This window comes from Aquimarina sp. 433, assembly GCF_054054605.1.
This window is the reverse complement of record NZ_JBSWZK010000014.1, coordinates 71739-93166: the sequence shown is the minus strand read 5'-3', so window position 1 is coordinate 93166 and position 21428 is coordinate 71739. Positions and strand designations below refer to the sequence as shown.

17 protein-coding genes are annotated in these 21428 nt (G+C 33.1%); 7 read left to right on the top strand and 10 right to left on the bottom strand.

The annotated features are described in order from the left end of the window. Positions 1–221: 221 nt before the first annotated feature. The 4 genes from ACWNT5_RS22510 (at position 222) to ACWNT5_RS22495 (ending at position 4673) form a co-directional block, all read left to right on the top strand. Positions 222–785 (top strand): exonuclease domain-containing protein, encoded by a 564-nt coding sequence (locus ACWNT5_RS22510; protein ID WP_456518635.1) that lies wholly within the window; start codon positions 222–224, stop codon positions 783–785. 671 nt (positions 786–1456) lie between these two features. Further along, the gene (locus tag ACWNT5_RS22505; protein WP_299606307.1) at positions 1457–2203 is read left to right on the top strand and encodes a DUF547 domain-containing protein; all 747 of its coding nucleotides are present in this window, start codon (positions 1457–1459) and stop codon (positions 2201–2203) included. A gap of 136 nt (positions 2204–2339) precedes the next feature. Then, entirely contained in the window at positions 2340–3245 is a 906-nt protein-coding gene (locus tag ACWNT5_RS22500) for a hypothetical protein (RefSeq protein WP_456518634.1), read from the top strand. Between the two features lie 42 nt (positions 3246–3287). Beyond that, a complete protein-coding gene (locus ACWNT5_RS22495) occupies positions 3288–4673 on the top strand; it encodes a cytochrome-c peroxidase (RefSeq protein WP_456518633.1) in 1386 nt (461 codons plus the stop codon). Between the two features lie 156 nt (positions 4674–4829). Here the strand turns inward: ACWNT5_RS22495 and ACWNT5_RS22490 are convergent, their stop codons facing one another. After that, positions 4830–6119, bottom strand: coding sequence for a T9SS type A sorting domain-containing protein (locus ACWNT5_RS22490; RefSeq protein WP_456518632.1), 1290 nt, complete (start codon positions 6117–6119; stop codon positions 4830–4832). Between the two features lie 166 nt (positions 6120–6285). On the opposite strand from ACWNT5_RS22490, the gene ACWNT5_RS22485 reads away from it, so the two are divergent. From ACWNT5_RS22485 to ACWNT5_RS22475, 3 genes are read left to right on the top strand one after another with little or no spacing between them, the layout of a single operon-like run. Next, positions 6286–7170: an rRNA adenine N-6-methyltransferase family protein gene (locus tag ACWNT5_RS22485; RefSeq protein ID WP_456518631.1), complete on the top strand. Its 885-nt coding sequence runs from the start codon at positions 6286–6288 to the stop codon at positions 7168–7170. Between the two features lie 32 nt (positions 7171–7202). Further along, positions 7203–8519 (top strand): hypothetical protein, encoded by a 1317-nt coding sequence (locus ACWNT5_RS22480; protein ID WP_456518630.1) that lies wholly within the window; start codon positions 7203–7205, stop codon positions 8517–8519. An 18-nt stretch (positions 8520–8537) separates the two neighbouring features. Further along, positions 8538–9845, top strand: coding sequence for a hypothetical protein (locus tag ACWNT5_RS22475; RefSeq protein ID WP_456518629.1), 1308 nt, complete (start codon positions 8538–8540; stop codon positions 9843–9845). Here ACWNT5_RS22475 and ACWNT5_RS22470 read toward each other — a convergent pair. The 9 genes from ACWNT5_RS22470 to ACWNT5_RS22430 form a co-directional block, all read right to left on the bottom strand. Then, positions 9837–10745 carry a 2OG-Fe dioxygenase family protein gene (locus tag ACWNT5_RS22470; RefSeq protein WP_456518628.1) on the bottom strand — a complete coding sequence of 303 codons (909 nt, stop codon included), beginning with the start codon at positions 10743–10745 and terminating at the stop codon, positions 9837–9839. The two genes, ACWNT5_RS22475 and ACWNT5_RS22470, sit on opposite strands and share 9 nt — an antisense overlap. After that, positions 10742–13459, bottom strand: coding sequence for a DEAD/DEAH box helicase (locus tag ACWNT5_RS22465; protein WP_456518627.1), 2718 nt, complete (start codon positions 13457–13459; stop codon positions 10742–10744). The genes ACWNT5_RS22470 and ACWNT5_RS22465 overlap by 4 nt, the downstream gene beginning before the upstream one ends. Positions 13460–13470: 11 nt before the next feature. After that, positions 13471–15375 carry an AAA family ATPase gene (locus ACWNT5_RS22460; RefSeq protein ID WP_456518626.1) on the bottom strand — a complete coding sequence of 635 codons (1905 nt, stop codon included), beginning with the start codon at positions 15373–15375 and terminating at the stop codon, positions 13471–13473. Positions 15376–15398: 23 nt separating this feature from the next. After that, the gene (locus ACWNT5_RS22455) at positions 15399–15926 is read right to left on the bottom strand and encodes a hypothetical protein (protein WP_299606283.1); all 528 of its coding nucleotides are present in this window, start codon (positions 15924–15926) and stop codon (positions 15399–15401) included. Positions 15927–16365: 439 nt separating this feature from the next. Continuing rightward, the gene (locus tag ACWNT5_RS22450) at positions 16366–17175 is read right to left on the bottom strand and encodes an ABC transporter ATP-binding protein (RefSeq protein ID WP_456518625.1); all 810 of its coding nucleotides are present in this window, start codon (positions 17173–17175) and stop codon (positions 16366–16368) included. Position 17176: 1 nt separating this feature from the next. Further along, positions 17177–18145 carry an ABC transporter permease gene (locus tag ACWNT5_RS22445; protein WP_299606280.1) on the bottom strand — a complete coding sequence of 323 codons (969 nt, stop codon included), beginning with the start codon at positions 18143–18145 and terminating at the stop codon, positions 17177–17179. Further along, positions 18145–19698 carry a phosphate ABC transporter substrate-binding/OmpA family protein gene (locus ACWNT5_RS22440; RefSeq protein WP_299606276.1) on the bottom strand — a complete coding sequence of 518 codons (1554 nt, stop codon included), beginning with the start codon at positions 19696–19698 and terminating at the stop codon, positions 18145–18147. Before ACWNT5_RS22440 ends, ACWNT5_RS22445 begins: the two co-directional genes overlap by 1 nt. Before the next feature lie 22 nt (positions 19699–19720). After that, positions 19721–20734, bottom strand: a complete 1014-nt coding sequence (locus tag ACWNT5_RS22435; RefSeq protein ID WP_299606275.1) for a PspA/IM30 family protein — start codon at positions 20732–20734, stop codon at positions 19721–19723. Continuing rightward, complete coding sequence (locus tag ACWNT5_RS22430) at positions 20735–21418, bottom strand: hypothetical protein (RefSeq protein WP_456518624.1); 684 nt, start codon at positions 21416–21418, stop codon at positions 20735–20737. Positions 21419–21428: the final 10 nt, after the last annotated feature.

Sequence of the window (21428 nt, the reverse complement as noted above, 5' to 3'; positions counted from 1 at the left end):
AAAGGGAAACAAAAGTCTAAATCAGCTTATAAGTCTTAAAACTTAGAGCCTTGTCATAGGTTACTTTTGTTTCCTTTCTCTTTCATAAATATCTAAAAAACAAATCTAAAGGAGCTTGTCGAAGTTTTTAATCATTTGATTTTCAAATTGTCTTCGACAGGCCCAGACAGACAAACAAAAACTTTAGATACTTTTTAGACCTCTTCTAAAAAATAAATAAAATGGAAAACAAAAACACAATAATAATTATAGATCTAGAAGCAACCTGCTGGAACGGTAAGATACCTCCAGGACAAACCAATGAAATAATAGAAATTGGTATTTGCTTACTAGATACGCAAACTGGAGGGGTTACCAAAAATCGAGGAATCCTGGTAAAACCAGAAAGATCAGAAGTAAGTCCGTTTTGCACGGAACTAACAACAATTAATCAGGATTTACTGGATCGAGAAGGTATTTCTTTTGCCGAAGCATGTGAAATTGTAAGGACCGAGTACCAAGGACATCAACTTACATGGGCTAGCTATGGGCTATACGATCTAAATATGATGAAAAAGCAATGTAAATTTCGTGATATCGAATACCCTTTATCGCAAAACCACATAAATGTAAAGGACCTTTTCCAAAAAACCAGAGGGTTACGAAAAAAAGTTGGTATGAAAGGAGCTTTAGGTATTCTTGATATTCCGTTAGAAGGAACCCATCATAGAGGTGTTGATGATGCGAAAAACATTGCAAAAATTTTACAATGGTCTCTCGTTAAAGAAAAAATGATAAACAGATAACATTCTAGAAATCAATTCTTACAAAAAAGATGCGATACATCATAATATTTTCATAATTCAAAAAAACACTCTTCACAACATCAAGATACATTTATCTTGATGTTTTCCCTTATTATCATCGCTTACAAAGCCATTCTCCAAACGATAAAAAAGAATATTTTGATACTTGAAAACCGTAACAAAATGTTAATTTTATGTTAAAGTGGTGTTTTTTTTAAGGTTCACTAATTTTCACCATTTTTCTTCATTTTTCACTTCAAAAATGATGTTTTTTTACTTGTATTTTATCAAATACAAGCAATTCTACACTTAAAAAATCGTCATGAAAAATTCTAAATAATCTTCCTTTTTAGGCATCCTTAAATTCAATTCCAGTATCAATATTAACGGGAATTTTGATCATAATAGTTCACTTAAATTTTAAAGTCATTTTTGCATATCTGAACCCAATTTTGTGAAAGAACAAAACACTATTCAGAAATTAATCTTGACCGTAAATCACTAAAAGGTTTAACAGTAAAGAAGTTACAAGTTAATTTCAACTTATGTAAGAATTATATTATTATCATTTCTAACGTAAAGTTACATGAATGTATTACGTCCGTTTTTTTGTTAATTTAGTCCTTCCTAACGTTGAAAAAAATGTAAATAACCCCAAAAAAACTAACAAAATGAAGATCCCAAAATCCCTATTACTAATTTTATTTTATTTAGTATCGTTCCAAATCAATTCCCAGGAAACTGTAGACCATTCTCCTTGGGACCAAATCCTAGTTCTTAATGTTACAGAAGATGGTTTAGTAGACTACGATGGAGTTACAAATGATGTCATAGTATTTTATAAGTATTTTAGATACCTACAAAATGTTTCTCCCGAAAATCACTGGAGTAAAGAAGAAAAATTAGCTTATTGGCTAAATGTATATAATGCAACGGTGATGAAAATGATTATTGATGAATATCCTATCACATCCATCAATCAATTAGAAGATCCTTGGAAAAGAAAAGTTTTCAAATCGAATAATGTTCGTTATAGTTTAGATGATATCGAACATAAGATCTTAAGAAAATTCGGAGATCCTAGAATTCACTTTTTACTAAACTGTGGATCCATGTCCTCTCCAAGACTATGGAACAGAGCATATACTAGTGAGAATATTGAGTACGCACTTGATGAAAGAACAAGAGAGTTCATCAATGACCCTCAGAGAAATCAGATTAACTCTCAGACAGTTAGAATTTCTCAATTATTCGAATGGTATGAAGATGATTTTATCAGTAACAATGTGGATGTTATCGATTTTATAAACGAATATTCTACAATTACCATCGACAAAAACATGAAGAAAAAATATGTTACCTACGATTGGAATTTGAATAAAAATCACGAGAAAACCCCTATAACTAGTAATAATTAGCCAAAATTGCCTCAAAAATATTTTGCCAGAACTATCATGAACTAACCTTACGCTATGCTTGTAAGCTTTAGCAAAAAACCATGAGTAGTTATCAATACTAAATTGATATACTTTTAAAACTAAATTACCCTCTATTATGAATAAAAATATTACCCTTAAAATCTCACTATTTATACTCTGCTTAACTTCTTTTTCTTCATTAACAGCACAAACAATCATCAATGGTTTTTTTCCACAAAAGAACGAGTTTACAGTAGCTTCATCATATTCGTACAAAAGCTATGACAATTTTTTTATGGGAAATACACAAACGGAAACGACCCCAATGAATATGGGAGAAATCAGCTCTTCTGTAGTTAGTGTCTATGGAGAATATGGAATCCTAGATTGGCTTTCAACCACAGTCACCCTTCCTTACATCTCTATGCAAAATGAAACAGGCGTTGTAGATCCTGTTTCGCAGACGGATCAGGTAAGCGGAGTACAAGACTTAAGTATGTTTTTTAAAGCCCGAGTTTTAGATGCTCAAATTAACAACGTATCGAAAATTGCTATAGGCGGCGCCGCTGGTGTATCCGTTCCCGTAGGAGGATATGAAGAAGCTGGAATTCTATCATTAGGAAACGGAGCTACTGCCATTGATGGGTGTGGGTTTGTACAAATCAATGCTTCCAGAAATCTGTTTGTAGAATTGCAAGCAGCTTACAGCTTGCGTAACAATGGTGATTTTGAAATCCCAAATGCCACTCTTTTCAGTGCGAAACTGGGATATTATAATAAATGGTTTTACGCTCATGCAAAAATAGGAACTCAAAATTCTTTGGACGGTCTTGATATCGGTACTCCTGAGTTTGCTGAAGCAGGTGGTGCGGCCGCACTACCAGAAACAGAAGTTGATTACACTAACTTTTATTTTGACCTCTATGTCCCTGTATATAAACAGAGTATTGGAGTTTCTACAGGATACACTACCAATATGAGTGGAAAGAATTATGATCGAGCCTCTGGATTTTCCGTAGGACTCGTGTATAAAGTTCCTTAATACTTTATTATTAACATTATTACCTACTATTAAATTTAACTTATGAAAAAAATACTTTTTTTTGCCCTTATTTCCACTCTATTGGCATGTGAGCAAGACGAGTACATTCCATTAAACTCGAATGAAGATCAAAATTTATTTTCAAAAAACTCCAACACTGCTACTGGTTTAGATAAACAAATACTAGACGAATTGGATGCTATTTCTGGAGGCGTTGGAGCTGCTTATTTTATTCTTCCAAATAGCGATCAATATAGTAGTATTCCTCAAGATCCATTAAATCCTATTACAGATGAAAAAGTAGCTTTAGGAAAGCTTCTTTTCCATGAAACCGCAACTGGAGGAAACCCAACGACTGCATCTAACTTATTTACGTATTCATGCGCCTCTTGCCATCATTCAGCAGCTGGTTTTGGAGCAGGAATCAGACAAGGTATTGGTGAAGCTGGTGTAGGTTTTGGTACTAGTGGTGAAGCACGTGTTTTTAATCCTGGTATCGCAGTAAGTGATGCGGATATCCAACCTATCCGCTCTCCGACAGTATTAAATGCAGCGTATCAGGACATCATGCTATGGAATGGTCAATTCGGAGGATCAGGTACCAATCTGGGTACAGAAGCGAATTGGACCAACATTCCTGAAAACTTTATAGGATTTGAAGGTGTAGAAGTACAAGCGATCAAAGGACAAGGAGTACATCGATTATTAGTTGATGGTAATTTTGTATCTAGTTTTGGATACCAACAGATGTTTGATGACGCTTTTCCAAGTCTTCCCGTTTCTGAAAGGTATACCACACAAACAGCAGCCTTAGCTATTGCGGCTTATGAAAGAACGGTATTAGCCAATCAATCTCCTTGGCAAGAATGGCTTAAAGGTAATTACAGCATGTTATCTAATGATGAAAAGAAAGGTGCAAAGGCATTTTTTGGGAAAGGAAAGTGTTATGAATGTCATACAGGACCTGCTTTAACTGACAAGAATTTCTATGCCTTCGGAATGGGGGATTTTGATAATTCTAGCGATGCTGTTGTTTTAGATCCTGTTGGGTTTGAAAATGTAAAAAAAGGAAGAGGTGGATTTACCAAAGTAGCAGCAGACGAATATAAATTTAAAACTCCTACACTTTACAATTTAGTTGACAATGGTGGTTTTTACGGTCACGGAGGAACTTTCACCTCTGTTAGAGAGGTCATAGAATATAAAATTGCTGGTGTTCCCCAAAGTTCTGAAGCCACAACTGCTAATCTAGCACCTCAATTTGGTGATATTAAACTAAACAAAACCGAAATAGATAATCTTGTATTGTTTATTGAAAATAGTTTAAGAGATCCTAATTTATCTAGATATGATCCAGATCAGGTAAACTCTGGAAACTGCTTTCCAAATAGTGATCCTGCATCGAAAGCCGACCTGGGATGTAGTTAAATCATCAAAAATCAATACAATACATATAATTTAAAAACGCATAGGACATTCTATTATCTTGCTAGAGCTCATTGAAAATAACTATTTCCCAAATAAAATAGCGTCTAACACAAACTTAATTCAATGAGCTTAGCAGGATTTTTTATCTATCACCATTTATCTGGCAATTATTTTCACGATATCCGAATACTGATCACCAATAATTTTTAGAAAAAACGTCCCTTTTTTATCTAAATTAAAATTTGTCGATTGATGATCAGTTATGGAAATTTCGTCAATTACTTGACCAATGGTATTTACAATCTTTACTTCAACCGGGAAAATTGTAGTCTGTGGAAGTTCTAGATTAAAAACACCATTTCCGGGATTCGGATATAGTATAGGTTTTTGAGTATTTGTTGATATATCTTCTATCGATAGGGTTTGATTTTCTAAAAAAACTCTACTATCGCCATTATCAAATGTGTAGTTCTGAAGACTGTTCCAAATAAAGTCTACTATCACATTATAATTATTTTTTACTGTATCAGGAATTTGAATGGGACTAGTTAATGCCGCATCCGGAAACTGAAAATTAGCTGGTGGTCGTTCTCCATATATTACAGAATAATGTACCAATGCCGCAAGAAAATAAAGTACCGGATACCCATGTGGGGCTGAATCTTCATAAAGTGTAGTTGCCGAAATATCTGATAATATTCCTTGATCAGAAAATAGATCTGCTAAAATTGGTCCAGTAGGAATTAATTTCACCTCAGCATCTGGTCTTAATGCTAAAACCTCATCTTGGAGCGTAATCCACCAATCATGAAAATCTCCACGAGTATAATCATAAAAAGCTCCAAACTCTTGATCTTCCTGTGCTTGAGAATTTGGAGGAAATGTCCCGTTAAACTCTGGCCAGTTTTCATAAATATAGAAATGAATTCCAGTCTCTTCTGTTCCGGCATAATCTAAAATTCTCAAAACTGCTTCCACAGAACTTAACGCATTAGGATCTTCATTACAATCTTCTATATATTGTGGATCACAAAAGGCATTTTCTGAAGGTGTGGAGGTTTGCTGAATAAAGTTAGCTAGTGTAACAATTACGTTATCATAATTCCAACTTCCAAAATCATCGTTAGATTCATTGGTTCTGGTATTAGGCGCATCTATAAACCCCCATTGAAATATTGGTGGCAACTGTTGTAGTGGTAAAAAATTAAACTGACCGTCTACTGTATATTGGTTACCTGCTTGTTGAGCAAGCAAATACATCCAATCCGGTATATTGCTTCTGTTTTGAGTCGCTTGATCGGCACTATGATTTACTAAACTGTGACCAAAAATATACGAGTTATTAGATTGCTGAGAAAAACTTGCTGTTCCTATCAGTATAAATGCAATCAATAACATAGATTCTAAAATGCTAATAAGAGCCGGTTTATTAGTAGTTTTGATCATCTTACAGCGTAGTTTTTGTTCATTTATATTAGTTGTAGTTATCTATAAAACGTACTACATAAGAAATACCCTACCCCCTTATTTTTATTTTTTTTCGGTCTTTTATTTTTATCTATTACGCCCATTTGTTTAATTACTATATTTACTCAAAACAATCAATACAACGATGAAAGACAAATTATTCGAGGAAGTAGTTGACAATTATGATGCGCTAAAATATAGCTTACTAACAGCGCAGACATTTGATGAATCTCATTTTGGTTTCCCTGAAATCTACTATAAGATTATGGAAACAGATAAACAACGTGTAGATGCTTTTCATAAGGCTTTTCAGCTCAACGATAATTTTAAAGATGCTACTGTTTGTGAAATTGGCGTAGGAACCTTACCTCTTACCAAATTATACATGCCCTTTGTAAAAAAAGCATATCTGATCGAAAATAATCCAGATCTCATTCCTTTTATCAATGAAGAAATTTCCAAATATCCTTGGGCCGATAAAGTAGAAGTGATCTATGCAGATGCCCTCACTGTAGATTTACCAGAAAAAGTAGACTTTGTAGTCGGTGAATTAATGAGTATTTATTGTGCTAATGAATTTCAGGTACAGATTTTTCAGCATATGCGTGAATTTTTAAAACCTGGCGGAAAATTATTCCCAAACCGAATCGTAAACTTTGCCAGACTTTGCGAAGCGGAAATTGATGAAAACATTCATCATTACCCTGTTAATTTTACTAGACATCAACCAATGTTCTTAACACAACAATTTTTGGTTAATGAAATCGAATTATTAAAAGAGAAGAAACAAGGAGTTAAACTAAGTTTTTCTGTTCCTGTTTTGTTTTCGGGAACGGTAAACGCATTGTACCTAGAATCCTATGTAGAAGTTACTGAAGGTGCTAATTTTACAGGAACTGATAGTCTGATGCCTCCTACAGTATTAAAAACTACCAATACTCAAGAAGTAAAAGCCGGAGATTTAGTACACATAGATTTTGGTTTTGACTACGGTTCTTCTTTAGATCATATCAGTTGTATGTTGTCTTAATGTTTTCCATTTCTAGTAAAACCTACTTGTTAATGATTTTAGACAAAATTCTATCTTTTTTATTCGGTATCAAAAAATCCAAATTTGAGATTACGGAACGTGAACTGGAAAAAATAACAGATGATGTCGATGAAAATCAAGAAAATGACAAGCATGAAAAAGAAATCATTGATGTAATAACTACTCCTCTGTTTAAATACAGTTTTGAAGAGTTATCCAAAACCATTTTTGAAGAAGCCAAACATAAATTTAAAATCAACAGATATAATTATTGGGCTCCGAAGTTCACGAGTTTAGATTCATATATATTTCTATCTGAACAACAAATATCTTTCAAACGAGATTTTGCTTATTGGATTTCGAAGGAAATTATTTGGTTTGAAACCACTCCAAACATAGTTAAGCCTCCCTTAAAAACCCAATATTTACAGGAAATATTACAACTTCTCCTAAGATCGAATCTGCATTTTAAAGAAAATGATTTCGAATACTTCATGAATCTTTGGGTAAAATATCCCACTTATGTATCAATTGCTTCTTTAACTTCTAGACTGAGAAAAAAAACAAAAAATGATACAGTAAGTAAAGAGTTTTATCAGTATCTCCAAAAGTTTTTAAAAACCCCAAGGTTTCATAATGAGTGGTACAACTATTACAAAACTCCTAGGAATACAATACAACGTATATTGCATTTATATGCTCAAGACAATGATGAAAATCAACCCTCATTTTTATTAGCTTCTGACCCTTTTGCTGATTACATCAACAAATTTATTCGAAACTGTGATCAAAAAGAACAAGATGCTTATTGCCATATATTCAAAACTTTTGAGGAGAATAAACAATTTTACAATCCTTTTAAATTAATAGTTCTCATTCAGGAAGAGCTAAATACTATAGGAAGGAATGCTTATAAAATACAAATGTTGCATTTTATTAAAAAAGCCTCTTTATTCAAACCTAAAATGAGCAATCTGAGGGTTGAAAAAGTAACGTATAACACAGGAAAAGAAGTAAGATATAATTGTCAATACATTAAAAAAGAGAACATAGCAATTCTCAAAAGTATTATCATTTCATTAGCGGATTTCAAACACAAAAAAAGTGCAATCCCTCATCTTCTTAGAATTACCGAACGTTCTTTTTCTAATGCTAATGCAGTGCGGCTAGGCCAAACCTCTCAGTCATTAGGCAAGCTATGTGTCTATACATTAGCAAATCATTATGAAGAAACCGGAATACAAAAAATTAAAAATCTCTATCAAGAAACTACCTATAAACAGATAAAGCAAACAATAGAAAAAGAGTCAAAAATACTTAAAGAACAAATGGGGATTAGTTTGATTTAAAATTCATAAAGAATAGGTTTGGCTATAAACATTAAGAACATATTATCATTCTTTGGAATCAAAAAAACATTTGAAATATCTAAGGAAGAATTAGAACATTTAAGTTCTGAAACTTCCTCCCAAGAAAAGAACGTCCCCTATATTATAGATCTTGATTTTTCAGATGAAGACTCTCCTATAGCAGAAGAAATGCTAACGAATATTTATGAAGATGCTACTTCGCTTTTTGATTACAATCATGACAATCTAGAAAAGGTAATTTTCAACTCTTTGGAGCATCATAAAACCTTACTAGGTTCTCATCCCGAAATTAAAAAAGAGGTATTGTATTATCTTTTAAAAGAACGCTCTAAAAACAGAAGATCCTCTTCCAAATCTGAGAGTAAATTAGTTGATAAAATCCCACAAGATTTTAAACATGCTATTGGATATCACTTATTAAATTCTAAAATGCGTCTTACTAGTCAGGATTTTACTTACTTTTTCCATAAGTGGAAAGACACCTACGCATACGATTATCCACTTCGCCCATTATTAAGGCAATTAAAAAAGCATTCCATTAATCATAGAATAAGTCCTGAGTTAAATGTGAGCTTACATTCTTTCTTACGCTCTAGATCTATACAATATCTTTCTATAAAACAACATATGGATGCTAAAAGTATTATTCATAGAGTCATTCTGGAAAACAGTAAAATCAATTTAATCCCTTCGGCATATGTTTTTCAGTTATTACCAGATCCGTTTGGAGTTCATGTAAACAAATTGATCTCTAATATGAGTGAAAAATACCAACATAATATTTCGAAAATCCTTAAAATTCTCTCCAAAAATATTCATCAAAAATCCTTTATACAGATTAATGAATGTTTAGAAAAGATACATCAAAAGAAGTTCGATGATTTTAGCTACTCAATACTCCGAAAATTTGCTTATTTACGATTACGAAATGTAACACTAAGGCAAAAAGAGGACAATAACGAAAAAGATATTATCTATGGTGTTTATGAGCATGTTTACCAAGAGAATATAAATCTAGTTAAGGGATTGATACAGCTTCATGGGTATAGAAATAATCACAACTGTATTAAACTCATATCCAATATTCTAGAAAGATGCTATGCTGTTTCTATAGGTTCTAACTATGGTGCTACATCACAATCATTAGGAAAAATTTGTATTCAAACACTTGCGTATCTGTTTGAAGATGCTGGGAAAGATGAATTAAAAACTGTATATGAGAATACCAGCTTTAGACTCATTAAAAAACAAATTGAAACCACCTCTGATAAGTTAGAAGAAGAAACAGGAATGTCTTTACTCTAAAATATCGATATCAAATCCTATAATATCTCGAATTCCAGGTTTAGAAATATCTTCTGGTTCTATGGGTGTTACATAATGCCATAGATCATTTCCGAAAGTAAATTCTTCTCCTGTATCTGCTTGAAAAATAAATTCTCCTGGTTGTAGTACTTTTTTAAAGATCAGCTCATTGGTTTCTGGCATTGTCTTTTCGTAAATCTGACTCTCAGCACCAGTTATATTTTGTCTATTGACCACTAAGGCAGACATGATATATTGAGCTCCATCTTCATGGACTCCTTCTGGAGCATTTTCTCCTTTTATTTTTTCATGAGAAATAGTTCTCATAAAATGACTGGTGATTTGAATCTTTCGAACTTCGGGATGTATGTGTTTTACCAATCTTGCCATTCGTTTTAATAACTCAAAAAACATCTCATTTTCTACAGCTGATCTGGATGCTTGTTTGAAAACACGTTTCCAAACACGAAAATCATCTACATCTTGTTCAAAACCTTGCTGTATGATCCGTTCTACAAAATATTGATCATCCCAAATTTCAATCAAAAAACTTGAGATATTGCGCTGTCTGGTAATGGTAGATAATTGCTCGAATTCCCTTTGTTGGTCATCGGTAAGTTGTTGTAACCAATAGGCTAACGCATCCAAGGTCTTAGTCCCTTCAAAATACGCTTTATGTAACTTCTCTATTGATACGGAATCCTCTGGAAAAACTTCTTTTAAAAAGGCGATTTGTTTTCCTCTAACTACATATGCATCGTCTTGTAGCTCTGAAAAGAAAGGTCTAAAAAAATGTAAAAAAGAACTAACATCAATCTTTAAATCAGTAACACTTCCTACTCTGATAGGTGATTTTACTACTCTTCCGATTTGCTTTGATATTTCTTTCTCGGTAATCATTTGGCAATTCTTACTTTCTTAGTAATATGATGTAAACATTCTTTTTTATTATGTAACCAATATACGTAAGGTATCGTAATAATTGGAATTTGCGTTCTAAATAATGTTTTATATTGATCTATTGAAAATGTCTTTTCCAATGCTCCTGGATACCCTACCAAGTCTATACAAATGGTGCGTTGTTTATGTGTTACCAAAATATCCATTACATAACCTGCGATAGGATAATTTACAATAATATCTTCTTGCTTAATGCCCAACTGGATTAGCTCTTCTAATACTTCTTCGGCAAAATTATCCATATATTCCTCCACAGAATTTTGAGGATATTGGATCCTTGTTTCCGATAAATAATCGATTACTAAATGTTTATTTTTAAAATTCTTAGGATCAAAAGAATAGTATAGAAATTGCTGCTGCTTGGCACGTGTTATACTAACGTTAAAAACATCTTCTCTATCTAGATATTGGAACACCGAAGTACTTGTTTGGTTATCTATAGTGAAGGTAATATACATCTGATCACGTTCTTCTCCCTGAAATTCAAAAGGCGTACCTACAGCAATTTTATGTTTTTTGATAGCAGCAAGATCAAGCTCTTCGATTTTATCTTTCAAGTAATTTACCTGATCTCTAAATGGTGACAGAATTCCAATCGTTGTAGCCACTCCAATAGCTAATTGATGTTCTTCATCGATAACTTTTTGTATATCTTCTAATAATTGTTCTGCCTCCTGTAAATTGGTTCCGTTTTTCAATTTTTCACCTTCACAGAAAACCCAATGTACTGCAGAGGTTTTATGATGGATTTGTAAGTCCGACATCACCTTTAGCTTTTCAAAATAAAATTTTTGATTGCTATATCTTATGATGCTTGGAACACTTCGGTAATGCTCATCTAAAAAATGCACATTGCTCTGAGAAGGCAGTCGCTCCAAAGCATAATCTAGAAAACTAGTTTCTCTGTAATTCATCACTTCTTCGCCTTTCAACAAACCATAAGCATTTGCTGTATCTTGCATAACTTGTTTAGACAAAAATGAAACGTGTCTTAATTGTTTTGGATCTCCAACAACTACTACCTTCTTCGCTCTAGCTAGGACTGGAATCATCGTAGCAATATCACACTGGGAAGCTTCATCTATGATCGCTACATCAAAAAGATCATTTTGTAATGGAAAAACATCGCTAACATCGGTAGATTTTGTTATCCAAATCGGCAAACATTGCAATACAGATTGAAAATCGACTTCCTGAAACAAACGTTCTCGCTCTTCGATATTTCTGGTCTTTACCAATTTTGAAAACTTAGATAGTGTTTGATCCTTTGATAACAAATCAGAAATCTTATCTCTATATTTTAAAGAAATGATTTCTTTAATTAATTTATTTTTTTGATGAATATAATGTTCCAACAATTCTATTAACTGCCAAAATGGATATTCTTTTAAGACTTGCTTAGAAACATATTTACGTTTTAATCTCTTAAAAAAAGAAGGGTTGTAATCTAAAAACAACTCAGCGTTTTTAATTTCTCTCTCCTCTCGATCTCGAATTTCATCACTAATTTCCTTAATCTTATTTACGGCATGATCAATCTCTTTTTGTTTTTTAGGGATGAAGTAATCCTTCCCTCCTTTTTGAAAAACATTAATTGATTCTAGTTTCTTTTTTAATTTCGCTTTATGACTACGGCCAGATCCAGCACGTATAGAAAGCCCTTTTACTCCTAAGTCTTGTACAATTTTTTCTTGCAGTACATCAACCGCCTGATCAGATTTAGAACATATTAAAACACTTTTGTTATGATATACCTGATCCAATGCTAAAGAGGCTATTGTGTAAGACTTACCAGTACCTGGAGGTCCTATCACCACTGTTATATCATTGGTCTTTACAGCTTGAATAATCCCAAGTTGTGAACTACTTAAATTAGAAGGCACATAAACTCCTTCCTTAGATATTGCATCAGTGTTAATCTCAGTTTTCCTTCTGGAGAAAAATCCACGAAGCGTATCATTAAACAAATGACCTTCTTTGATTTCATCAATCTCATGCAAAACGTCGCGACTCGATTTTGATTTTTCTACAATCCCCAAAGCTATAGCTGGGAGTAGTTGTAGAGTAAGAGATTTTGAATGTTCCCTAATTTTTTGCCCTTCTAAAAGTGCTGGTAAAACTTCTAATTCGCTGGTATGAATAGGTATATATTCTTCTAGCTTTTTTGCAATCGCTTTGATATCTTGTTCAGAAGGCTCCAGATTATTAATTAGTGATTTTATTTCTAGAGAAAAGGAATCATCTAGATTAAAGTTTGCTTTTAATACATTTAATAAAGCTTCATTTACTCTATTTTCTTCAAAATTATAGTTGATATGATAGAGTGCATCACTATTAATTTCTAGGGTAGCAGGAGTTACTATTAATGGAGCACATATTGTTCTTTTTCTCCCTAAAAAAGTGAGTTTACCAGTTATAAAAAAACTACACGCGACAAAGGTTTTCTCTTTTCGGTAAATTTCTAGATACTTATATAAATCCTCACCAAAATCGATTTTCATAAACGTAGGATCCTCTTCTCTATATAAGCCTGTGCTATTTTTTAAGAAAAACCGTTTATCTACCTTTGTTCCTAAGAAATTAAGGACATCATTATCTCTAAATTCTTGTTTGTAACAATCCTGATAATAGGATAAGACTTTTTCAATATGCATTGCGTGCTAATTTAAGCTTCTTCTTCATCTTTTTGAAATCTAAGATAATCGTCCACCGTTTGATTAATTGGTGGAATATCTTCTTCAACAATTGTCTTTAACAATTCTTCGGTAAGTGGTGTAATAGCTACAATGCGATTCGCTTGGTACTCTATAATTTTTTCGAATAAATTACGTGCTACTCTGGCGTTTCCAAAACTTTTATGTCTTTTTTCGTAAAGTTTATCAAAAATAAACTCCAATTTTTCTTTTGCTTCTTCCGCTAACACAAAATCATTTTTGAGACAGAATAGTTCAAAAATACCTATTAACTCTTTGGGCTTATAGTGATCAAAGGTGAAATATCGATTAAATCGTGATTGTAGTCCTGGATTAGATTCAATAAATTCTTCCATCTCATCTGGATATCCTGCTACAATCACTACTAGTTGATCTCTATGATCTTCCATTTTCTTGAGTAATACTTCAACTGCCTCGTTACCAAAGTCCTTTTTGTTATCCTTGGCTAAAGAATAAGCTTCATCAATAAATAAAACTCCGTCCAGTGAAGTTTTGATCACTTCTTCCACCTTCAGAGCAGTTTGCCCTACGTAACCAGCTACCATTCCTGTTCTGTCTGTTTCCACCAGATGCCCTTTTTCTAGATACCCAAGGTGACGGTAGATTTTAGACACCAAACGTGCAACGGTGGTCTTTCCTGTTCCAGGAGGTCCCATAAATACAGAATGCAACGAATTGTTTACATTTTTAAGCCCTTTTTCTTCTCTTAGCTTTTGCACTTTCAAGAAATTAGACAACTCTTTAACAGCCGTTTTTATATTATCTAATCCTATTAGTTCATTGAGCTCATCCATTACATCATCCAAGGTCTCATTTTCATCAATCTCAGTTTGCTTTACACCTTCTAGTTTTTCTTTAGGATGCTGTAACTTATCGTTAATCTTCTTCAGCAAGGTTTTTTCCTCTTCAGAAATAGTATCATCTACCTTTGCAATTAACGAAGCAATCCGATATAAAAAAGAGGCTGAATTCGCAAAATGCTGACTATCCAATCGCTTTAACAAGGAGGGTAATAAAAATTCGTTCTTATAATCTTCTCCTAAATCAAAAAGACTAGCTGTTTTTATGATTTCGATATTCTCTTCAAACTTTTCTGACTGCACAAATTTGTTGATACGCTCTATAGAAAGTGAAGCTATGATATCATTGCCTTGCAACTTTTCGAACATGAATGCAAGTAAAAATTTAACCTTGGCATCGGCAACAGTATTTTCCTTATCCGTTAAAGGATAAATCATATTAAATACCTTAATAATATCCTGCAAAATCACATGTTCTGCTTTAAACTCTATCGCATCATCAGTCTTATGAACGATAGCATTGATCGTATTAGAAAAACGTTTATTATTATTAAGATCCTCAGCAAGATTTTGAATTTTTTCACCTTCGTTTTTTAAGATCTGTAGAAACTCATAATCCACATCATAATCTTTCGCTACATCTTCTTTTCGATTGACAAAATCTTTGAATTTATTTGTAAAATCAGCTAGTGTCTTTTTCTCGTCTTTTTTAGTAAGCAAAAGATCTTCCATCAGAGAATCTAATAATACTATGTGCTCTTTTGGAAAAGCACTAAATTTTACATCCTTAAAAATATCCTTATCTAGAGATAGTGTTGCACCAGCAATATGAATATGCTGAGTAGTAATGATAAAATCTAATTCATCTATAGATTCCTTTAGAGAATACAATAGTAGTAAGTCTTCAACTTTTATTTTTAAGGAAGGAAAGGCTTCAGAGATCGTTAGTATTTTTAAAGGATTAATAGACTTTCCCTTAAAAAAAGAAGCTTTGTGTTTTTGATCTAATTTAGCAAAAAACTGGTCTGTGGCTTTATGATATTTTCTGTTGGTCATAAGATTTTTTCAAGAAAAATGAATTATGCTTTTAATTGTTCTTCTGCTTTCTTTTTAGCCTTTTTATCGGCTTCTATGGCAATTAGTACGAAACCGATCAATAATGAAAATAAGGCTGTTGTTATCAAAAATCCCCATAACTTATTATCAGGATAAACCGCTAATCCTTTTGGAATTGTCACCTTTGTTTTCTTACCTGTATCCAACAAAGTTTCTCTAAGCTTTATAAGTACATTGGTTCTTTCTAAGGCACTTTCGGATTTTAAATTCTGCAGCTCATTTTGACTTGCTTTTAAGTTTTTATACCAAAAGCCAATATCTTCATTTGGAGTTTCCCACATCATTGAAGTATATCCACTTGTTAAATTATTAGCTTCTAAATACGTAATTACCTTAGTCAGTTCTTCATTTGCAATCTCAATTGTACTTGCATCCGCCGCTCTTTTTAGATATCCTGATACATTTTGTTTAAACTGTATTTTTTTTGAAATTCTAACTCCAAATATCACTAATGATACCGTAATCAAAAATATCCCTATTACACTTTTCATTTTAGTTGTTTTAATTTTTTAATCATTCCTTTTTCTGAAATTTAACAGAAAATTACACCTTTTTAACAATAACAAATATTCCTAAAACTAAAGGTATCTATGGAATCTTACACAAGATTCTGACACAAACCTGAGTGTCTTATGTTCAGGAATCATTTTAATTTTTAATTTTTTATTATGTTAAAAAGCATTTTAAACTTATCGGATGTTTCAATTCTTTCAAAGAAAAACCAAAGCACAATTCATGGGGGATCGTTAGGTTCTGATTGCCTCGAATTACCACCTGAATGTGGACCAAATGAGTATTTGTTTGATTGTGCTTGCATTGGAAACACAGGTTTTCCAGGTTAATATGACATTCAAAATATCATATTAAATAAACAAGCATTTCGAGAAGAAAGTTGTTTTAAAAACAGCTTTCTTCTTTTTAATTCCAAAATCAATTACCTACATCAATTTGCATCATAGCATCCTCAACTTCATGAACCAATTCATCAAAATGTGCTAATCTTTTCGTTTCGCGTGTTCTATTAAAAGGTAAATCAATATCGATATGCTTTACAAAATTCGATGGTGCATGCTTCATAATATAAATATCATCTGCTAAATACACTGCCTCTTGAATATCGTGGGTAACAAATAAGATCGTAGGACTAAACTTTTCCCAAATACCAATTAATAGATCTTGCATTTGCAAGCGAGTTTTAATATCTAAAGCTCCAAAGGGTTCATCCATTAATAAAATCTCTGGATTAGACATTAGGCTTCTGGCTATGGCTACTCGTTGTAGTTGCCCACCAGAAAGGGTCGGATATTGGGCATATTTCCTGTGATGACCTTCCAGGCCAACTAACTGGATCATTTCCATCGCTTTTTCGTCCCGTTCCTTCTTTGAAATTCCTTTAAAACGCAATCCTAATCCTACATTATCCAATACGGTCATCCAGGGCAAAGAAGAATACTGTTGAAACACCATACTCACTCTATTCTCCTTACTTACTGGTTTCCCATTAACCAATACCGTTCCAGAGGTAGGCTTTTGCAAACCAGCAATATATCTCAATAAAGTAGACTTACCACATCCAGACATACCTAGTATAACAGTAAACTGACCTTGCATAGGCTTATCTTCTACCAGCAAATCCAAATTTTCTATAATCTTGGTTTTCCCTCCATCATAAGATTGGGATATCCCTCTAAGTTCAATCACATTAGGTGCCTGAGGAGCATCTGTAAACTGTAATGCCATACTAGTGTTTATTTCCTTTATTAATATGCTTGAAAGAGAATAATATTTTATCAATCAACACAAAAAGTCGATCTTGTAGAATTCCAATTACTACAATGATTATAAGAATCGCAAAAGCTTTATCGATTCTACTCTGCCGTTTCGCAGTCCAGATTAATTCTCCAATCCCTCCTCCTTTATTCAACATTTCTACGATAGTTATATAGGTCCAAGATATTGCTGTTAACACCCGAATATCGTCAATAATCTTAGAAAACACATATGGCATATATACGGTTCTAATGGTTTGCCATGATGTAGCCCCTAACGTAAAAACAGTATTGAGATACACATTCTGTACCTCATCTATCCGCTGAATGACGACAGGTATCAAATAGACAATGATACCAAAAGCTAAAAAGGATACCTTCATATCACTTCCTAATCCCAACCACATTATAAAAATACCTGTGACAGCAGTAAGTGGTATAAATCGATATGAGTTTATGATCTGACTAAACAATCCTCTAAACAATGGAATCAATCCTAATAAAAAACCGATTGGTATTGATACTAAAATAGCTACTAGATACCCTAAAAAGTTTAGTTTTATAGAGTAGAATGTATTCCCAACTACGTCATCATTCTTATGTAAATCAGGAAACGCTTTAATTACCTTAACGGGTGATGGTAGTAAAGGGTATACTTTGTTTTTCTTAAGTCCAAAAGAAGTCAATTCTTCTAAACTCATCTTCTCTAGTGCATCATAATTGGCTACCAACAAAGAATCACTTTCGTAATATTTTCGCTCACTCTGCGTTATTTTCGAAATATCAATGGATTCATCTTGAGTAATTACAGATGTGGACAGAAATTCAGCTAAGAGGAACCATAAACCGATAAGGATTATGGCTCCAATTGCTGTTAGTATTGCTTTGTCTTTGGATGCTAAATTTCCTCTAAGCTCAAAAAGTTTTTTGATCCCTGCCATTAGTCTACTACCAATTCAAAGTCTGTTCTTCTGTTCTTAGATTTACAATCTGCATTTTGGTTACGCTCACAACCAGGAACTGGTTTGTCTGGACCATTTCCTAAAATGATAAATCGGTTATGAGGCATTTGATGTTCTTTTTCTAGATAATCAGCTACCGACTGTGCTCTTTTCTTAGATAAAGCAATGTTAGATGCACGGTTTCCTACATTATCTGTATTTCCTTCAATTCTAATTCTCGCATTGGCAAATGCCTTTGCAATTGGAGTGAACTGTAGGTCTATTAATTGTTTTGAATTTTCATCTAATTGAAATTCTCCTGTTCTAAAACTAATACTTACTTTCTTAGAAGATAAGGACTCTTTTTTCTCCAATGTTTCATCCACAGCGGTAAACTGTTTCTGTTGCTCTGCATTGTGAGAATTCCCAGAAAGTGTTGTTCTATTTACTAAGTCTTTTGTAGATAACAATCTCCAACTTTTTGCACCCGCTGTACTATAACCAAGATTATTATATTTCACTTTCATTTTATTGTATAGATCTTCTCCAGTAACTCCACTATAGCTAGGATTTAATCCAAAGAAATCTTTATTATCTCCATGAGTAGCTAATCTAACATTATTAATGGCATCGTAGCAGAAATCTTCTGGCTGCGATAATCCTTCTGCTAAAATTTTAGCTGCTTTTCTCTTATTGCTATCTGAACTATTTAATTCTGAAGCTCCAATCATCCATCCTTCATACAGATCTTGTAGTTGTTCTTTATGAGTTTCTACAAATTCCTTTTTAGACACAAAAACGTCCGCAATAATATGGGTAGCATTCTTAGTACTTTCCAACACTTTTGCTCCTGCCACTTTAGCTACACAATCCGCATCATCTGGACTCCAAACTACTGCAGCATCTACTGTATTACTTTTAAAAGAATCTGCCGCATCAATAGCACTAGGAACTTCTACTAATTGTACATCTTTTGTAGTCATATCACTAGCTTCTAATAACCAGATCAAGAAAGAATGTGAAGGTGTCATTGGTGCCACTGCAATTTTCTTTCCTCTTAAGTCACTTACCTTATTTATGCCTCTCGCTGCCACAATAGCATCTCCTCCTCTACTCCAATCTGCCTGAAACACTACTTGAGGTTGATATTGAGATAATCCTTCTACCTCTGTTGGGAATGCATCAATCGTAGCCCACATTAAATCTATGGAACCATTTTTAAAAGCATCTCTAGAAGCATCGAAATCATCGATTACTTCAAAATTTACTTTAAATCCATAATCTTTATAGAACCTAGAATCTGTATTCGCTTTGAATCCTTCATTGAAATACTGTCCACCAGCATATCCACCCCAAGTCACTACTCCAACATTGATTACATCTTTATATCCCTCTTTTGTTTTTCCTTCTTTGTCCTTAGAAGTGAGTTTTTCTATTTGTTCTTTAGCATCGGGATTGTTGGTTACAAATTTAGTTATAAGAAAATATAGCCCTCCAAGGATAAGTGCTACAATTAAAAGTTTCGAAAATGGAGTTAATTTAGCTCTTGCCATAATATTTGATTAGTTATTACTATTAATCTTCGAAATTGAATAAATCCGAATATTGATTATTTTGTGTTTTGGTTTTTACAATTGGTGCATCTAAATCTACACTATGTTGATCATGCACTAATAAATCTTTTTGATTTCCTAAGATTAGAGAAACACCTTCTTTTTCCCATTTCTCCAATAGCTCTAGCCCTTCTTCTTCAAAAATTCCATTTTGCAAATCAATAGAATCCATGAAATTAGTAGACATATCCATAAAACGTTCCATCTCACCTATTTTCATACTCACGTCTTCGGCAATTACCTCAAGAGCGCGATCGAACATTTCTTTTTTATCATTATTACCAGAAATAATATTCATGGCAGATTTCATTGCAGAATGACTGGCTCTTATCGCTTTTCTTTCCTGCTCTTTCACCATTACTTGATCTTCGATATCTTCTAATAGAATTTCAGAATTCTCATACATTTTAATAAGAACTCTATATAGAACTTCCATTTTTTTGTAGAGCCCATCGAGCTTAAGATTAGATTCTTGTAAACGTCCTGCTTTTCTAGATTTAAGGATCATAATTCCTTTTTTATCTTTTTCTTTTGCAGCACTTGCTAGTTTTAGATTGCTATTGATACTTTTCTTATTGTCATAGATGATTTGCTGTAATCGCTTCATTTGTCCTTTTAACACAGCGATCTGCTTATTCATCTTTCTAAGATTATTCTTTAAATCATCTATATAACTTTTTAGAATACCTATTGGATCTATTTGAATAAAAATACCTGTAATCCAGCGCATAAAAGATTTATACATATAGAAAATCAGGTTTCGCATCTTAGGATCTAATACCATATAGATTAAAGCTCCCAAAACAGCTAAAAGCACCCCTAAATACAGAGTGTTTTCTGCAATTTGTATCAAAAAGGGCAGCACTTTATACAAACCATATAATCCTCCGGCTCCTAAAAGCCCCATAAATAACATCCCTGTTTTACCTTCGGGTTTTTTCCAAAATGATTTTGGTTTTAATGAGTTGTCGTCCATTTACTTTAAATATTTCTGCATTTTAACAATATCTTCCTCAAACTGTTTCTTCAGATGACTGTAAGATACTTTAAAATCGTTCTGTGTTTTATTGATTTTATTATTACTCTCCTCTACTTTGGCTTTTAAATCACTAATCTGTTGCTGATGCTTCGTAATTTCTTCAGTCAATTTTTTAATCTGCTCTGACTTCTCTTTAATGATAGATTCGAACTGTGCTATTTCTCGTTCTCTACCAGACACCTTACTATCAAATTGATTTTTAAATGCCCCTAAAAACTGCTCATTTTCTTTATCTAAAACACCAATATAAAAATTGGTCGTTTGCAAAAGCTTATCTAGCGTTACTCCCATAGTAGATGCTGTAGCAAAAGCAGAGCGATACTTTGTAGCTTCGTCCATTGGCATTTTTTCCAATGCTTTTAGCGATTTCTTATATTCTAAATAGTCAAAGCCATCTAGATTATTCTTTTCTATCGCTTGCAATAATTTTTCAACTATTTTATTATCCAACGCTCCTTCTGAAGAAACAGGCACAGGATTATTTGGAAGCGGCGGTGGAGTCGAAGCCGCTGGAGCTGCTTTTTTTTCATTGGTACCCGTATTATTCTCTTTGGGTTCTGAAGCCTGCTTATTCTCTGCTTCATCTTCTACTATAAATAAAGACTTTAAGTTTTTTAGCATGGTTAGTGAA

Bases quoted from the DNA above. Each gene is read 5' to 3' on its own strand.
- ACWNT5_RS22510 (WP_456518635.1), top strand. From the start codon at position 222: ATGGAAAACAAAAACACAATAATAATTATAGATCTAGAAGCAACCTGC.
- ACWNT5_RS22505 (WP_299606307.1), top strand. From the start codon at position 1,457: ATGAAGATCCCAAAATCCCTATTACTAATTTTATTTTATTTAGTATCG.
- ACWNT5_RS22500 (WP_456518634.1), top strand. From the start codon at position 2,340: ATGAATAAAAATATTACCCTTAAAATCTCACTATTTATACTCTGCTTA.
- ACWNT5_RS22495 (WP_456518633.1), top strand. From the start codon at position 3,288: ATGAAAAAAATACTTTTTTTTGCCCTTATTTCCACTCTATTGGCATGT.
- ACWNT5_RS22490 (WP_456518632.1), bottom strand. From the start codon at position 6,119: ATGATCAAAACTACTAATAAACCGGCTCTTATTAGCATTTTAGAATCT.
- ACWNT5_RS22485 (WP_456518631.1), top strand. From the start codon at position 6,286: ATGAAAGACAAATTATTCGAGGAAGTAGTTGACAATTATGATGCGCTA.
- ACWNT5_RS22480 (WP_456518630.1), top strand. From the start codon at position 7,203: ATGATTTTAGACAAAATTCTATCTTTTTTATTCGGTATCAAAAAATCC.
- ACWNT5_RS22470 (WP_456518628.1), bottom strand. From the start codon at position 10,745: ATGATTACCGAGAAAGAAATATCAAAGCAAATCGGAAGAGTAGTAAAA.
- ACWNT5_RS22465 (WP_456518627.1), bottom strand. From the start codon at position 13,459: ATGCATATTGAAAAAGTCTTATCCTATTATCAGGATTGTTACAAACAA.
- ACWNT5_RS22460 (WP_456518626.1), bottom strand. From the start codon at position 15,375: ATGACCAACAGAAAATATCATAAAGCCACAGACCAGTTTTTTGCTAAA.
- ACWNT5_RS22455 (WP_299606283.1), bottom strand. From the start codon at position 15,926: ATGAAAAGTGTAATAGGGATATTTTTGATTACGGTATCATTAGTGATA.
- ACWNT5_RS22450 (WP_456518625.1), bottom strand. From the start codon at position 17,175: ATGGCATTACAGTTTACAGATGCTCCTCAGGCACCTAATGTGATTGAA.
- ACWNT5_RS22445 (WP_299606280.1), bottom strand. From the start codon at position 18,145: ATGGCAGGGATCAAAAAACTTTTTGAGCTTAGAGGAAATTTAGCATCC.
- ACWNT5_RS22440 (WP_299606276.1), bottom strand. From the start codon at position 19,698: ATGGCAAGAGCTAAATTAACTCCATTTTCGAAACTTTTAATTGTAGCA.
- ACWNT5_RS22435 (WP_299606275.1), bottom strand. From the start codon at position 20,734: ATGGACGACAACTCATTAAAACCAAAATCATTTTGGAAAAAACCCGAA.
- ACWNT5_RS22430 (WP_456518624.1), bottom strand. From the start codon at position 21,418: ATGCTAAAAAACTTAAAGTCTTTATTTATAGTAGAAGATGAAGCAGAG.